The organism is Borreliella burgdorferi B31, assembly GCF_000008685.2.
Lineage (GTDB): Bacteria > Spirochaetota > Spirochaetia > Borreliales > Borreliaceae > Borreliella > Borreliella burgdorferi.
The window spans coordinates 1-15,198 of sequence record NC_000949.1; the positions used below are offsets into that span (position 1 = coordinate 1).

Below are 15,198 nucleotides of genomic sequence, written 5' to 3' on the forward strand. Positions count from 1 at the left end.
ATTTTATTGACAAAAATATTAGTTTTTGCTATCATGCATCTAATTTAATAAAGAGAAGTAAAAAGGTGTGTGATTTAAGAAAAACAAAACTAATAGATAAAATAAGTTCACTAGAACTATACAAATACTCAATATTTTTTAGAAATTACATTGAAAATGTAGCAGAAGATTGTCTCAAGAACGGACTTATTCTTGAGAGTGCTGCCCACAATGTTAGTGAGGTTGAACTTGCTAGGTTAAAGGTACAGCTTAAGAATGCTCTGCTTAATTGTATTATAAGCTACCGTTTTCATGGGATTGGCTATGTTTTAGTAAAAACCAAAGATACCCTAATAGATCTCGAACAACCCGTTAATATAGAATTACCTATTGGTTTTGAATACCTTGATTATGAATATGTAAGAGATTTGGGAGTTGATTTTGATCATATAACCTATAAAGTAAAATCCAACAATAAGAACAATTCTTTAGATGCAGTTAAAATACATAAAAGTCGACTTATCATATATGAAAACTTTGATTATATCTTAAAAAGATATGTTCCGTGCTATACCGAAAGCTTTTTACTAGATATTTATTTATTTGAAAAGATATACGTAGAAATAGAAAGACGTATTGAAAACCACAATTTTTTGTTTTACAAAGATGAATCTTTAGTACAACTACAAGACGCACTTTCTAGTGCAACAACTTCTTTAAGTGCACTTACTCAGAGCAATAATGATAGGGGAAGTGGCATTTTATCTTCTTTTTTGAGAAAACAAAATTCAAACAATCATAGTAAAGATATTTCTAATTTAAGAAACCTTAATGACTCATTGTCACAGGAGCTTGCCAGGCTAAAAAGCAATCTAAATAATGAGGGAATGTTTTATACAGCTACTCCTAGTGCTAGTTTAGAGGTTATTAAATACGATCTTAGTTACTTAAAGGAGGCTTTAGCATTAATTAAGGCAAAAATTGGTGCAGATACTAAAGAGCCCTTAACCAGAAGTTTTAATGAACAGGCTAAAGGACTGGGAAATGATGGTAAAGGTGATAGGAGTAATTATTACGATTTTCTCAAAGGTGTACAAGAACAAGTTGAGAACTCTTGTAATTTAAAACTTACAAAGTATTTTGGACTTGATATGAAGTTTAATTCGCTGATTATGTTAAGTGAAGAACAAAAAGTAGAAAGAGATATAAAGCTAATTGAGCTTTACAGTAAATATAACCAGCTTATACAAAGTAGCTCATTTAATAATGAGGAGCTAGCGATGTTAAAAGAGAAATTATTCTCATTTTGAGAAAAGGAGTTAAAAGATGACTGAGAAAGAAGAAAAAGAAGACCTGCAGGCACAAGATAAAGAAGAGCAGCAAATTAAGGCTGATACTAAAGTTATCAGTGTGCAGGAATTTGAAGAGTACATGCGTTTTAAAGAGCAGGCAAATAGTAAATCTAAAGAGACAAGTCGAGATTTAAGTATAAATGAACGAATAACAAAAGAACTTGCAGAAGTTGAAGAGCGGGAGCGTATTGAAAAGCAATTGTTACTAGAGGCTGAGCGAATTAATGAAATTGATACACTTGCAAAAGCACATCTTAGCAATCATTTTAACAAAGAGGTGCTACTTGCAAAAGGATATACATTAAAAGACATTATGCAAGCACAACGTAGAGAACTTGTACGCAAGTTCGTTCCAATTGAGCAAATTAAAGCTATTGCCAAAGTATCAGACATAAGTCATATCGATGGAGAGATATTAGAGCAACTTGTTTCTTTAGCAAAAGTGAATATTAAATTAAGAAAAAATGCGAGTAGCAGCTCTTCTTCTGTTGACTCTATTAAGGGGAATATTGCTATTAAATCAGAAGAAAGAGCAAGTTTGCTTGATTCTAATTTTGTACCTATTAATTTCACAGAATTTGTACAAGCGATAAGTAATACATACAAGCAAAGACGAATTCAATTTTATGAAAATCTAAAAAGACATAAAAGAACAAGTATTGCCTAAAGGAGTTTTTAAATGAGTGATATAACAAAAATTAAACAAGAATTTGATAAGAAAGTTGCAGAAATTCAAGCATTAATGAAAAATCCCCAACAAGACTCAGGATTGCTTAGCAATTCTATTGATTTTAGAGACCAAAATCTAATTTTTTCCAATTCTGGTGGGGTTTGCACTAGCAGTAAAGACAAAATAGAGAATTACCCTGCTAAAGGGTATCCGTATAAACGGGGTGTTAAGCTTAGTTTTGGAGATGGAACAACCGAACTAGAAGTTGAGGCTGGTGGTGGAGACGATTTATATGGAGTGTGTTCCGATATAGATGAGTTTAGCGGTATGGCAACTGTTATACCAATTACAAATAACTTTACTGGGTATTTAACGCTTAAGAAAGAAGGACAAAATGGTGTAAATCCAGGAGATAAATTAAATTTTAACCAACATGGGGAACTTGAAAAGGTCACTGGGGCTCAAAAATCTGTTAATGCAATAGCACTTTCAAAGGCACACAAATTAACTGAAGATTTATTTATAGTGCTTGCTAGTGTATTTGGGAATAGAGCAATAAAAGGGTAATAAATTATGGCTTTAAAAGGCAACATGCAAGTAGAAAATCTTGAGGCTGTTGAGGACCCACAGGTAGATTTAGGGGCACAAGTTTCCGCTGCTCCTAGAGCTAAACGGCAAGCAAGACAAGCTGAGGATGCACAAGGGGAAGATCCCTATTTGGAGGCAATTAACGAGCTTGATGATGTCCTTTTGAAATTCAAGAAATATGTAAAATCGATGAGTTCAATTGAAAATAAGGTTTTTGGCGGTTTAAGTAGTTGTTTTAAATCTAAGAATGAGCGAGTTGATGCATATTCATTTGCATGTTCAAGTTATACAGACAAAATAGAGGAATACCTTTACGACCCAGCAAATAGTTTTCCATACAAGCGTGGGGTTAAACTTGTTCCAAAAGAGAACTCTATATATGTAGAAGTTGGAGCTGATACTGATATGTATGGGATATGTGTAGATGTATGTGAGTTTAGTTGTACCGCGTATGTATTGCCAATTACTAACAATTTTGAAGGGTACCTTGTCACAAGGAATCCAAGTATAAAAATAGGAGAAATCCTAGACATAAATAATAACGGTGTTATTATCAAGGCTGGAGGTGGGCCACCAACCGTAATTAACATATATGCTCTATCTGATTCATTTACAATCAATTTTGCACCCGAAGATGGAAATCAAGATCAAAATAGATATCCTAGGCAAGAGTATTCTATTAATTTGATAAAAGTTGCAATTTTTGGAAATAGAGGCCTTGAGAAGATAGTAATACCTGATGGTGGTTAAACTTTGGGCGAATAAAAGGAGGTAAATAAATGGGAGATACAACGCAATTAGTAAAAGAGTATCAAGAGAAAAGAAGTAAACTGGAAAAGTTTATGAAAAATCCCCAACATGACGCTAGTTTGCTTAGCAATTCTAATGAATTTAGAGACAAAAATGTGAAATTTTTTGCTTCTGGAGGCACTAGAACTAGTAAGTTTGATAAATTGGAAAATCATCCATTTTTGGGGTATCCGTACAAGCGTGGAGTAAAAAGAGTTATTCAAGAGGCTCAAGATAATCAAAGTCACTATGAGCCACATGTTGAGGCTGGTGGAGGTGAAGACTTATATGGAATATGCATTGACATAGATGAGTTTAGTAAAACAGCTACTATTGTGCCAATTACCAATAATTTTGAGGGATATTTAGTGGCAAAAGATTCTACGGTTAAAGTAAAAGACAAACTTGTTTTTAATAAAGACGGTGCTCTTGAAAAGGTGACTGGAGCACCAAATAAAGCAACTATTAATGCAACAGCATTGACTGATGCGAAACAAATTAGCAATGAGGTTTATTTAGTAAAAGTAGCTGTATTTGGGAATAAAGCTATGAGTAGAAATTAATAATATTTAGGAGGATTTAATATGGAATTATTTGATGAAAATTATTATGCAAAAGCTGTGGCAAATATCATAGGAGAAGTTAAAGATCCTATTATGTATAAATGGTTTTCGCCCGATCAAATTGAAGATGTTGATCTACAAATGGGATATCAAAAAACCGTAAAATGGGACGCGTTTTTAAATGCTAATCCTACAACAATTGCCAATGAGGTTAATACTATCTCAACTATTGGATTTAGTTCTGAAGTGGTAAGACTTAATTATTTGAAATTACAGTATAAATTCAGACATTTAAAGCAGACTTCTGAGAAATTTTATACTTCAGATTCATATATTGGGGACATTAATAATAATTTACTTCCTTTTGCTCAAGCGTATAAGCTTGCAAGTAGTGAAATTATTAAACTTATTAATCACTTTGTATTAACCGGGACTGTTTCGATTCAAAAAGATGGGAAAAATCAAAAACGCCTGCTTCCAAATATGTATGGGCTGCTTAATATGCCCGAGCAGATAAAAGAAGAGGTTGCTAGTGGTGATAAAGATAAAATGGATAAAATCTTTGAAAAGATTGAGGCTGGACTTTCAAAGTTAGAACTGGGCGACGAATTTTCCACCCCGATGATGGTAATAGTTGACCCAGCAACGTCACTTAAACTAGTAAAACCATACGCAGCAGCACAGGGTGCAGCAAGTAGTTGTGAAAAATGGGAAGATGTTTTAATTCAAACTATTAAGGCTATTAATAATAGAGAAGATGTTTACATTGAAACTTCAAACTTGCTGAAACATAAAATACTCATTTATCCACTAAATTCTGAACTTATTAAATTTAAACCTAGCAAGTATATGCTACCTACACCGAATGAACAAGTTGATAAAGACTCAACCGATGTAGCTCATTCATACATTGATTTTGTTTTAGGCGGTCTACTTGCTACTAGAAAAACTATTTTGCAAGTTAACATAAAGCAAAGTTAAAAGTATAAGGTAAGTGAAAATGAGTGAACAAGAAAGCTTACAAGCACAAGTTGCGGGAGAAGAAGAACTTTTAGTAACAAAACTCCATTCAGAAGTGTTATTGCTATTAGGAATAGACAAATTTGCACTAAGCAGGCAAAATTTTCTACTTCATTTATCCTTACTTCAAGCTATTCTAGTAACACGCGGTATTGATGCCAGTTCACTGACGTATGAACAAATATTTTTACTTACTTTCTACCATATGGGCTGCCAATTAAGAAAACAGGGAGTTGTTCGAGAATTTGAATTTGATAGGATCAAAAAAGAGAAATTCAATGAACTTGAACTTGATTATTATCCTAGTAGCAGTGGAGGCGAAGAAGGCGGCGAGGGGAGTTGTGGCTCAAACAAGAATTTTTGTTCACAACTTGATGCATTTTTAGAAAAACTAAAAAGAGAAACTTCAACGCCATCTTGTGTGGGGGTTGTCTAATGAATGGTGTTAGGAAAAGACTTTCTGATATGTCATTTCGCATGATCAACGTATTTAAGGATCCTAAACCCTTAAAGTTTTATAAAGGTACTGTTGTAAAGCTTGAAAATGATTCTTCTTATCAGAGAGTATTTGATAAAACTAAGTACATTGAATTTGCAGGAGTTATTATTGACATAAAGCCACAAGAACTTGCAATTCTTTATGATTCTGATATGTCTGATATTCAAGGATATTCCAAACTTTACACATATCAAGACCTTAACTATGAACCAAAAGACCGAATATCAATTGCAGATTTAGTTTACTTTGAAATATTTAGTATTGACTCTTCAATAGGATATTTTACTTTGGTTTTAAAGGAATTTATATGGACAAACTAGAATTTAAAATGGAATTGGAAATTGGGTGGTTTGGTGGTCGTGCAGGTATTGCTAAAATGCATGAAAAAGGGAGTAGCAATTTACCAGCAAGAAAACATTTAACCAAAATTGCTAGTAGTTCTGAGTTTAGAGAATATATCAATAATAGCTATATAAATTCTAAGTTTAATCTTGACCCTAAATCGGGAATGGAGGCTATTGGACAAGCTTTTATAAGGTACTATGAAAATTATCTACTATCAGCACAAGTCACTCCAGCCTTAAAGGCTAATACAATCAAAAGTAAGTTTAAAAGGGGTAGTAACACTGCAGCAATTCCACTTGTTGATACAGCCAAAATGTTATCAGAGATTACTTATAAGGTAACACTTGAATGATTTTCACTTTAGATATGGTATTAAATCATTTAACCCAAATATTTAAAGGGTTTAAGGCATATGCAACTGAAAATAATTTTGAGTGCGATATCATAAATACCTACAATCATCCATATCTTTCAAAAATCACAGCTGCTAGCTCAAATATAATAGCATTGAAATTTGATGGTACAGAAAATCTATTTGATCATAATTATAGAGCCGGTGTATTTTATGAAAATGCTTTGGAATTTAGTATAAATTTTCAAATATATATTATTGCAATAGTGTTAAACGCCAAAGACTTTGACGCTAATTCACGCATGTTAATGCTTTATAGTATGCTTAGTGACTTTCTACACAATAAAGCTCATAAGTATACTTTGCCCAGTCTACAACCCGACTATATTAATAAAATTAACTTCTACATTTACCCAACATCTAATATGCAAACAGTTGGACTGATTAATTTAGGCACAAAATATAGCAACCATGCATACAGTGCATCTATAGCATTTAATGCTAGTGTAAAAGCAATTGAAATTTTAAAGGAGGAATACGAAATTGCCGCAAGATACAATTAGTGTAAGTTTGCTTGACTCTAGAATTCAAGCTAGTAGGCCTAATTATTATAATCCACTTTTGGTTTACAAAACAGCTAAAATCAAAGTTAATAAAGATGCTGCTAGCTATAAAATATTGAATTTAACCGTTAATAATTATGAAAAACAAATTGAAACTTTAGAAAAAGAGAATGGAAATGGAGAAGATCAGTTTGGAAAAGAAAAAACACTGCTTAAAACTGCAATGTCAAATTTTTTCAATTCAAGCGAAGAATCGTTAAAATCAGCCGATCTTTTCATTTATAAGGATAAGCCTGAAGAGCTAAAAAATTATCTTAAAGTACATAGACACACTTTTGTTGTACTTATTAACACTGAGGGAGATGCGTCAGATGATGGACTTAAAATTTACAAAGATGACTATAATAAATTCAAAAAGCCTTCAACTTTTTTTGTATTCTCGACTAAAGAACAAGAAATAAAAGAACTATTTAAAGATAAAGGCAATACTGAAAAAGAAAGAAATATTGCTGTTTACAGCAACAATAAAGACAATTTACACCTTAAATTTATAAGTCAATATCTCCATCAAGCTAGTATTTTCCATGCTGTAAATCCTTATGGCATGCCGCTGGCTGCTACACCACTTGTTGATGATACTGTAATTGGAAAGTTGCGAACTGCAAAAATCAACTTTTATTCACTTCTTAATGAAACTGGGCTTGATGGTGTACCTGCCTTTAAAGAAGGTGTTGACCTAGCTGGAGGTGCAATAGACGAACAATTTACATACCACTATATAAAAAACGAAGCGATTATTGAGCTTATTAGAATTTGGAACAAAAACAATAGGCAAAATAGCAAATTATCTGCACTACAACTTAGTGGAGCTAGAGACAATGCATATACTTCAGCAATTGAATGTTTACTGAAAAGGTTTGTGGATAGAGGACTGATAATAGAGTATAAAAATTTAAGGCTTACTCTTTCTCCTACGCCACAACTTAAATTAGAACTTAGCGTGAATATTACTTATAACTTTAGCATTAATGCTGTTGCTTTAGTAATTACTACTCAAGATATAGTTGATTATCAAAACAGCTTAAGTGCTTAAAAGGGGGGCTAAAAATGCAATTTTATGATTTAAGAGAAGTTTATTTTTCAATTGGTGGTACGCAGTTACATAGTGGCAAGCTAGAGCTTACAAGCGAACCTACAACAAGAGCAGTGATTAGTAGTGAAGATAAAGGTATGCCTGTAATAAGCTTAAGAGATCCCAAAACAATAACTTATGTTTTCAACATTGAAGTGACACTAGGTAGTCATGACTACATTTTGTTAACTGAACTTTCTGATGAACAGTTTTACAACATGGATGTGAGAAAAGAGGATAAAATGCTTGATTTAGCATTCAATGATAGAATTGCTACCAAAATTATTTCTAACTATGCAATTTTTACTGAAGAGCCTTCAAGAAGTTATTCTGCTGAGGCCGAAAAAGTATCTTTTGAAATTAGGGCTATTAATTGCCAAAAATCTAAACCAAACAACTCTTAAAAGGAGATTCTTATTATGATAATGAGATATAAAATGAAAATTTTAACTAAAAATAAAACTTATGAATATCCGCTGAGAGTACTTCCCGTCTATGAATGGGATAAAGTGCTAGGATTTAATCAAAGTGACGCTGTTTTAAAGCTTAATGAGGTTAAATACTTAAGAGAAATCACAAGCTTAATGATAAGTCCAAAATTTTTAGACGAATTCTATGTGATTTTGGATCAAAATAGAGAATTTATTTCTTATTATAAGGACTATCTTGTTGCAATAATTTACACTGCACAATTTAATACTTTTCATTTAGACAATGATCTAAAAAAGCCCGCTTTAGTATATTTGAGTGAGTATGAAAATAATGTTGGTGATTTTGTTGCTTTTGACTATATTAATGAAAATTTTGATTATGAAAAAGTAGCCACTTCACTTTCATCAAGTACATCAAATTCCAATGAGCTGGTTGCTAAATGAACAAAAGAAATAGAGATATTGATAAAGCTATTGCAAGTCTTGATGAGACTAGAAAAAAATATTTTAACTTGCTTGACGAGATTAAGAACGATAAATACTATTTTCCAGTAATTATGAATATTTGCTCATACGACTCGGTTAAAAAATTGCCTTATGACGAGCTTTTAGAAGTCAATAGACTTGCTGAGATTAAATTAGAAAAAGAATTGTATGAATTAATTTTAAGCAAGTGAGGACTTAGTGAGCGACAAATTCACCATTAAATTTAAAGGTATTCTTGATCATGCTGCAACAAAAAAGGCCATTGAACAAGATATTTCTAAAATGGAAAAATATCTTAAACCTAAAAAATCTAGTTTGGGTAGCACTAAAGATATTGTAAAAAATAATTTGTCGGACAAGAAAAAAGAACTTAGTAGACAATCTAAATTTGAAAGCTTAAGAGAGCGTGTTGAGAAATATAGACTTACACAAACTAAAAAACTTATAAAACAGGGCATGGGGTTTGAGAAAGCTAGAAAAGAGGCTTTCAGAAGATCTTTAATGTCTGATAGAGACAAAAGGCGTCTTGAGTATAAAGAACTTGCAAAAGAATCAAAAGCAAAAAGTAAAATGTTAGCGGCCTCTCAAGGAAAAGGACTTGTTGCCAAAATTGCTATAGGTAGTGCCCTAGGGAATATCATTAGCAACGCTATGAGTAAAGTTGGAGGAGGCCTTTTAGGTTTTGCTAAAAAAGCGGTTGAAGAAGACACCAAAACAAAAAGAACACAACTTCTCAATAAAGCGTTTTATGGTGATCCAAAAGAGAAAGAGGGTCTTTTAAAGATTATTGGCGGAATGAAGGGATTTGAGCGCGACCTAGAAAAAGAAGAATTCTTAAATCAAGCAAGTGTCTTTAAGGGTACTTTAAGGGATTTAGATATGTTAAATGAAACTAATTTGAAAAACGCAGTAGAATTTGCAGCTATGCTTAAATCCAGTGGTGCTATGAGCAGCGAAGATGCAGTAAAGGCTGTTAATAGTGTTCTTGGGGGTGATGGAAGTGAGCTTTTTGATCTATTAAAGAAGTCAGGTGTTGGAGACAAATATATAGAAGATGCCAAAATGGCCTGGCAAAGCGGGGCTCAAGTAGATCTAGATTCCAGAATTACCAAGATGATGGAAATGTTCAAGGATTTTAAATCTTTCGGCCTTACAAAAAAAGTCAATAATGCTGAGAGTATTCAAAGTAATTTGGCCTCAGCTGAGCAAACTCTTTCAAATTTGACCACTACTGTTTTGGACCCATTACTTAATATCATTAACTGGATCACCGCTAAAATTAAAAATTTTGATTTTACCAAAGATATTATCAATCCCATAATTAATGGCATTAAAAGTATTTTTAATCTTAATTATTTCTTTGCCAAATTAAAATCGGTTCTACCTACAATGTTCGGCGGAGATGGCGGCGAAGCTTTAAAAAAACTGCAAGAACAGGCTGAGAATCAAGACAATGCTAACAACACTCCATAATTTTGGTAAAAGGTAATTACTTATGACAAGTAACAAAAAAATTGCTAACAATGCAGCTAACAAAATAGATATTAATAATAAAATTACTAACAATCATGATATTGAAAAGAAAAAAATCAAGGAAAAAATTAATGATATTGAAAAGAAAGAAATCAGGGAAATTACTCGAATAATAAGAGATGTAATAACCCAAATATTTGCTCTTTTTGGAGCAGATAATTTTTTAGTGTTATTTCCTAGAATGGATCTAAAAGGTTTTGGATATATTCCTCAATTGTTTTTTATAAAACCAAAAAATGAACTCATAACACGCACTTATAATACTAATTGTTCTAAAAGACCAGTTATCAATTATTATGATAGAAAAGCGGAATATGTAAGCTACAATCCGGTAATGACTGGTGAACATATCTCATTAAACGGTGGAATACTAACATCCTTATATAAGGATATGCTTTCTTTACTTAAAATGACTGTTTTTGGCAATACTATGCTACATTTTGACGCGCATCTTGTAAAAGAACAACTAGCCAATAGAATACAAGCACAAGTCCCTTTTAGTATATATAGTCCAACTTTTGGCCTTAAAGAATTAGCTGTAATTACAAGTCTTTCGTTTAAAGATACTCCTTTCATTGACGAAGTTGAGGTTAGTCTATCAATAGAAATAGTAAAAACATTCGCATTAGAAAAATATAAAGGATAAAAAATGCTGTTACTACAATATGATTTTAAAATTGAGTTCTACAATGTAGATACATCAAAAAAATCCCCTGATGGAATTCCTTTCGCCGAAGAAATTCCTAAAATTATCATCAATACACAAGATGGAATTCATATTGATATTTCCATATCCAACATGTATTCAAATATTCATACTATAAGTTCCAAACAAGCAAAAGTCGTACTTTGGAATCTTCCCTTAGACTTCACCGACGACATTAAATTTGGAGATATAGTAAAAATATATTATAAGAAATTTGCTCATGAAAAAAATTTTGATTTCATAATGGCAGGAACTTTAGGACCTCCTATGAGCACTGATTATCCGGGTGGGGATTTTAGTGTAGATCTTGATGTTCGTTTATTAACTAAAAGCAATTTCTTCAATCGCGAATTGGCAGGCAAAGAAGGCAAAAACTTTAAAGGCAAAACGGTGAAGGAGGCAATAGAATCTGTATTTCCCAATCGCAATATCCTTAATATGGATGAAAAAGATTGTCTTAAAATTATTGACAAAGATATTTATGCCACAACACCAAAAGAGTTTATTGACAAAATTAAAGGAACATATGTTCATAACGTAATAGCCGATATTGGTACTGGTTTACGGGGATATGAATGCTATCTGATATTTACTAATTATATAAAAAAGGGGGAAAATGTCCACTACGAGGCATTAGAAGACTATGGGCTTGAATTTATACCACAACAAGAAATTACTTTGGGCACAACACTCAAAAAAAATCTTATATTTTGGAACGCAAAAACATTTTTCACACATAAGTTAAATGTTGGAGATAAAGTCTCATTTATTGATGGACTAGGGAAAATGATAAAAACCACTATAAAAGAAACAAGTGCAAGGCTTAGCAATACAGGAGAGTGTTCATTAATATTAAAGTTAGAAGATGATTCTAATACAAAACGTAAAAAATAAAGGGGACTAGAATTAGAATGAATGAAGACTATGAAATTTACAGAATGAATCAACGCCTTTATGGCCAGGCATTGGCTCAAGAAGACCTTAAAAATTGGATTTATTCAAACATTTTTATAATTAAAATTGGCACTGTAAAGGAGTTTAAACATCAAACTCAAGAAGCTATTGTTACAATACCCGAATTTGAAGATTTAGAAATTCACACAAAAAATATCTCTAATATCAGTTTAGAACTATCAAAAGGTGATTGCGTTTTACTACTTCAATCAAGCATTAATATTTTTGATAAAAATAACGATATTCACTTTGACAAACATCATTTTTATATACTTAGTGCAATTAGCCCAAAGACTTTAAATCTAATCTCTGATACTGTTAAAATTAGAGCGAATAATAAAATTGAAATAGCAAACCAAACAACTAGCTTAAAAAAAATTCTAGATAATATTGTTAGTGCTATCAATGGTATAAAAATTATAGGGGACTCAGTAATTGACGAATCAAGCTTAAAAATAGCAACCGCTCAAATTAATTCTGATATTAATAGTTTGTTTAAGTAATTTTTGCTAAATATGGTATAATTACTAGTATGGATTTAAGATTAGGCAATAATTTTGAATTGGTATTTAATAACGATTTATCACTTGTTGATGGAATTGATGAACAAAAACAAAGATTTTTGATATTTTTAAAAACCTTAAGGGGTAGTTTAAGCTATGCTCCTCATTGGGGACTGGACTATTTCTTGCTTTTAAAGCTGTTAAAAATTAACAATCTTCACGCTGTAAAAAATTATTTTCATGAAATATCTAAAGAGCTTAACTTAGATTTAATAAATATTTCAACTACTATACAAGACAACAAAGCACATATATCCTTTTTTTTCTCGGGCGATGTTTTAAATATGGAGTTTAATTTATGAGCATAGTTTTTGATTCTGATTTTGGCATTTTAAAACGTACAATTAAGGATATTGTAAGAGCTAAAAGAGAATATTTGCGTGTAAATTATGGTATTAATATTGACGACAATCAAAGCTCAATTTATAACATTATTGCGTCTTCTTTGGCATTAATTGAAGAAGAAATAATTAATGAGCTCAATCTCTTTTTTTCTAAAATGAAACCTGGTGGTACTTATTGGGCTGCTATTGAAGAACACATTTCTTCTAAAAGCACAACTTACAGTGCTGTTCGCAATGCTTTACTTAATCTTGATGGGATTGAGTACACTAATATTAAAAGTGCAGCTGGTAAAGCCAACATATATCTAATTCTAAAGGAAACTTTACTAGACACTAGTAAATCTAATATTAATAGTCCTGAATTTAAAGCAAAACTTTGGGAAACATTATATCTAACAACTCCTAGTGGTACTTTACTTGAGGGAGACATAGAAATTGATGGTCTCAATTCAACTGGACAACGTAAATCCTATAAAATATCACTAGGGAAAAGAAAATATGTTTACATGAAAGTAAAGTATAAACTTGACCTTAAAAACTATCTCTACTTAAACATAGACTCTCAAATTAGGGACATTTATTCTAGGATTATTTCAAATAACTATTCTGATATGGGAATTAGCTTTGAATATCAAGACTTTTTTGCTCCAGTTAATGAAGTTAAAGGAATTAAGTTTATGGAAATAAGTGCTTGTATTAAAGATACAGACACTGAGAGTATTACAAAAATTGGTGATAGCGATTTTAAAAAAAATCAAGATATTGCCATTAATGATGACACAATGCTACTTTTCAATATGACAGATAGATTGCTTATTGATATTGGATAGTTAACAAATATGAAAATACCCAATCTTTTCAAAAACACCGAAATTCATAAATTTATACGTACAGAAACAGAATATGCACAAGCATTGCTTAATGAACTTAAGTCCCTTAATTCCAACTTCATATCCATTAATGTAATAGAAAATATAAAATCAAGATATATTGCAATATGGATATCTCAAGTTTTATCTATCTTTTATGCAAAAACTCAAACTTTACAAAGTATTACAAGCAATATTAATAGTGTTATTTTTGCTTTACGTCATATTGGCACTGACGAGTCATTTAGACTGATTTTCAAGACCTTTTTAAATGTGGACATTGAAGTTACTACTCCTGAAGCTGGGGTTATTGATATCTCTTTAAAAGGGGTAATAAAAACAAACTTTACTACATTTATTTCGCCTAACACTAAGAAAGGAAAACGACTAAAAAAGATAATTCTTAGAGAAAAGAAGCCGGGATATGCTGCATCTAAAAAGGCTTTAGTATTCAACTCACTTCCTAAGGGCTATGATCATTCAATTTATGCTTTTATTAAGAGAATTATTCCTATTGGTAGAGTTCTCAAAATTAATAATACAGATGGTAACAATATTATAACTTTTAACAACTAAGGAGGTTTTATGGCTGATGATCAAGAAAAATTACTAATTGATGAAGAAGAAACGGTTCAAATAAAAGATTTAAATAAGGTTACGACCGTTAACGATACTGATCTTTTACTGCTTGATGATGGAGCTGCAAGCAGTAATGCTATCACCTTTAAAAACTTTTTAGATGCTTCTAAAGACAAAATATTTAAAGGAGAGGGATTAGACTATTTTAAGCAGATAATTAAGTCTACAATTGCCGAAGAACTTGCAGCTGATAAAGATTTTGTAGAAAAAATTTATGCTAAAATAACGGACAAATTAATTAACAACGATTCTACTAATATTTCTAACCTTTTTAGTAAAATTAAATCACGCCTTACAGATAGCATATCATCAGCCACTTTATCTAGAAGTGATGATCTTTTGATAATGCCTTCATCAGATACTATTCAAAAAACACCCGTTCCTAAACATATACTTGGAGTACCATCAAATTTTGCTTATGGCAGAACTAGAAGTACTACACTTTATCCTTCTGACTATGAGAATAACGCGATATCTATTAATATGGAATACAATGATGATGTAACTCTTATTTTTTCTAAAAGTTACGATAATTCTCCCGTTTATCTTGATATTGAAATTCAAGTAAAAATCAATGATAATAGGATGCAGAAAAAATCATTAAAACTTCAGTATTCTGATGAAACTACATACAATAGGGTTTATGAAATTGCGGGCCCCCGCGGACTATTCACCAGAATTCCCATTTATAAAGGATGGTATGTCCAAAAAAGAGCCTCCTTGTATGGAGATCCATTCCCAGATCTTTTAAAACTGTAAACTTTTTAGCAAAAATTATGATTTTGGTATATAATATACGTATAAAAATAAAAAATTAAAAT

General features: G+C 31.6%; 22 protein-coding genes. All 22 read left to right on the plus strand.

The window, feature by feature from the left end:
* Nucleotides 1-65: 65 nt before the first annotated feature.
* From BB_RS06055 to BB_RS06160, 22 genes are read left to right on the plus strand one after another with little or no spacing between them, the layout of a single operon-like run.
* Nucleotides 66-1,289 carry a phage portal protein gene (locus tag BB_RS06055; protein ID WP_010257444.1) on the plus strand — a complete coding sequence of 408 codons (1,224 nt, stop codon included), beginning with the start codon at nucleotides 66-68 and terminating at the stop codon, nucleotides 1,287-1,289.
* A 16-nt stretch (nucleotides 1,290-1,305) separates the two neighbouring features.
* Nucleotides 1,306-1,998 (plus strand): DUF1357 domain-containing protein, encoded by a 693-nt coding sequence (locus BB_RS06060; protein WP_002658634.1) that lies wholly within the window; start codon nucleotides 1,306-1,308, stop codon nucleotides 1,996-1,998.
* A 12-nt stretch (nucleotides 1,999-2,010) separates the two neighbouring features.
* Entirely contained in the window at nucleotides 2,011-2,568 is a 558-nt protein-coding gene (locus BB_RS06065) for a DUF228 domain-containing protein (RefSeq protein ID WP_010883767.1), read from the plus strand.
* Nucleotides 2,569-2,574: 6 nt separating this feature from the next.
* The gene (locus tag BB_RS06070) at nucleotides 2,575-3,339 is read left to right on the plus strand and encodes a DUF228 domain-containing protein (protein ID WP_010883768.1); all 765 of its coding nucleotides are present in this window, start codon (nucleotides 2,575-2,577) and stop codon (nucleotides 3,337-3,339) included.
* A 29-nt stretch (nucleotides 3,340-3,368) separates the two neighbouring features.
* Nucleotides 3,369-3,941, plus strand: a complete 573-nt coding sequence (locus BB_RS06075; RefSeq protein WP_012662345.1) for a DUF228 domain-containing protein — start codon at nucleotides 3,369-3,371, stop codon at nucleotides 3,939-3,941.
* Nucleotides 3,942-3,962: 21 nt separating this feature from the next.
* A complete protein-coding gene (locus tag BB_RS06080) occupies nucleotides 3,963-4,922 on the plus strand; it encodes a hypothetical protein (RefSeq protein ID WP_002658423.1) in 960 nt (319 codons plus the stop codon).
* A gap of 19 nt (nucleotides 4,923-4,941) precedes the next feature.
* Nucleotides 4,942-5,397 carry a DUF3890 domain-containing protein gene (locus tag BB_RS06085; protein ID WP_002658643.1) on the plus strand — a complete coding sequence of 152 codons (456 nt, stop codon included), beginning with the start codon at nucleotides 4,942-4,944 and terminating at the stop codon, nucleotides 5,395-5,397.
* Nucleotides 5,397-5,780 carry a DUF1506 family protein gene (locus BB_RS06090; protein ID WP_002658662.1) on the plus strand — a complete coding sequence of 128 codons (384 nt, stop codon included), beginning with the start codon at nucleotides 5,397-5,399 and terminating at the stop codon, nucleotides 5,778-5,780. The genes BB_RS06085 and BB_RS06090 overlap by 1 nt, the downstream gene beginning before the upstream one ends.
* Nucleotides 5,768-6,157: a hypothetical protein gene (locus BB_RS06095; protein ID WP_002658432.1), complete on the plus strand. Its 390-nt coding sequence runs from the start codon at nucleotides 5,768-5,770 to the stop codon at nucleotides 6,155-6,157. The genes BB_RS06090 and BB_RS06095 overlap by 13 nt, the downstream gene beginning before the upstream one ends.
* On the plus strand, nucleotides 6,154-6,720 hold the full coding sequence (locus tag BB_RS06100) for a DUF764 family protein (protein WP_002658435.1): 567 nt from the start codon (nucleotides 6,154-6,156) through the stop codon (nucleotides 6,718-6,720). The genes BB_RS06095 and BB_RS06100 overlap by 4 nt, the downstream gene beginning before the upstream one ends.
* Nucleotides 6,701-7,813 carry a DUF787 family protein gene (locus BB_RS06105; protein ID WP_010883744.1) on the plus strand — a complete coding sequence of 371 codons (1,113 nt, stop codon included), beginning with the start codon at nucleotides 6,701-6,703 and terminating at the stop codon, nucleotides 7,811-7,813. Before BB_RS06100 ends, BB_RS06105 begins: the two co-directional genes overlap by 20 nt.
* Before the next feature lie 14 nt (nucleotides 7,814-7,827).
* Nucleotides 7,828-8,256 carry a DUF1463 domain-containing protein gene (locus tag BB_RS06110; RefSeq protein WP_002658441.1) on the plus strand — a complete coding sequence of 143 codons (429 nt, stop codon included), beginning with the start codon at nucleotides 7,828-7,830 and terminating at the stop codon, nucleotides 8,254-8,256.
* A gap of 15 nt (nucleotides 8,257-8,271) precedes the next feature.
* Complete coding sequence (locus tag BB_RS06115; RefSeq protein WP_002658668.1) at nucleotides 8,272-8,727, plus strand: DUF1473 family protein; 456 nt, start codon at nucleotides 8,272-8,274, stop codon at nucleotides 8,725-8,727.
* Complete coding sequence (locus BB_RS06120; RefSeq protein WP_002658671.1) at nucleotides 8,724-8,960, plus strand: DUF1322 family protein; 237 nt, start codon at nucleotides 8,724-8,726, stop codon at nucleotides 8,958-8,960. The genes BB_RS06115 and BB_RS06120 overlap by 4 nt, the downstream gene beginning before the upstream one ends.
* 7 nt (nucleotides 8,961-8,967) lie before the next feature.
* Entirely contained in the window at nucleotides 8,968-10,242 is a 1,275-nt protein-coding gene (locus BB_RS06125) for a DUF759 family protein (protein WP_010883769.1), read from the plus strand.
* 22 nt (nucleotides 10,243-10,264) lie between these two features.
* Nucleotides 10,265-10,948: a DUF792 family protein gene (locus BB_RS06130; RefSeq protein ID WP_010883770.1), complete on the plus strand. Its 684-nt coding sequence runs from the start codon at nucleotides 10,265-10,267 to the stop codon at nucleotides 10,946-10,948.
* A gap of 3 nt (nucleotides 10,949-10,951) precedes the next feature.
* On the plus strand, nucleotides 10,952-11,902 hold the full coding sequence (locus tag BB_RS06135; protein WP_010883771.1) for a DUF693 family protein: 951 nt from the start codon (nucleotides 10,952-10,954) through the stop codon (nucleotides 11,900-11,902).
* A gap of 17 nt (nucleotides 11,903-11,919) precedes the next feature.
* Nucleotides 11,920-12,465: a DUF777 family protein gene (locus tag BB_RS06140; protein WP_010883748.1), complete on the plus strand. Its 546-nt coding sequence runs from the start codon at nucleotides 11,920-11,922 to the stop codon at nucleotides 12,463-12,465.
* Nucleotides 12,466-12,494: 29 nt separating this feature from the next.
* Nucleotides 12,495-12,827, plus strand: a complete 333-nt coding sequence (locus BB_RS06145) for a DUF2634 domain-containing protein (protein WP_002658459.1) — start codon at nucleotides 12,495-12,497, stop codon at nucleotides 12,825-12,827.
* Nucleotides 12,824-13,699 carry a DUF276 domain-containing protein gene (locus BB_RS06150; RefSeq protein ID WP_010257824.1) on the plus strand — a complete coding sequence of 292 codons (876 nt, stop codon included), beginning with the start codon at nucleotides 12,824-12,826 and terminating at the stop codon, nucleotides 13,697-13,699. Before BB_RS06145 ends, BB_RS06150 begins: the two co-directional genes overlap by 4 nt.
* Nucleotides 13,700-13,708: 9 nt before the next feature.
* Complete coding sequence (locus BB_RS06155) at nucleotides 13,709-14,314, plus strand: DUF735 family protein (protein WP_010883749.1); 606 nt, start codon at nucleotides 13,709-13,711, stop codon at nucleotides 14,312-14,314.
* A gap of 9 nt (nucleotides 14,315-14,323) precedes the next feature.
* Entirely contained in the window at nucleotides 14,324-15,136 is an 813-nt protein-coding gene (locus BB_RS06160; protein WP_012663368.1) for a DUF685 domain-containing protein, read from the plus strand.
* Nucleotides 15,137-15,198 lie beyond the last annotated feature (62 nt).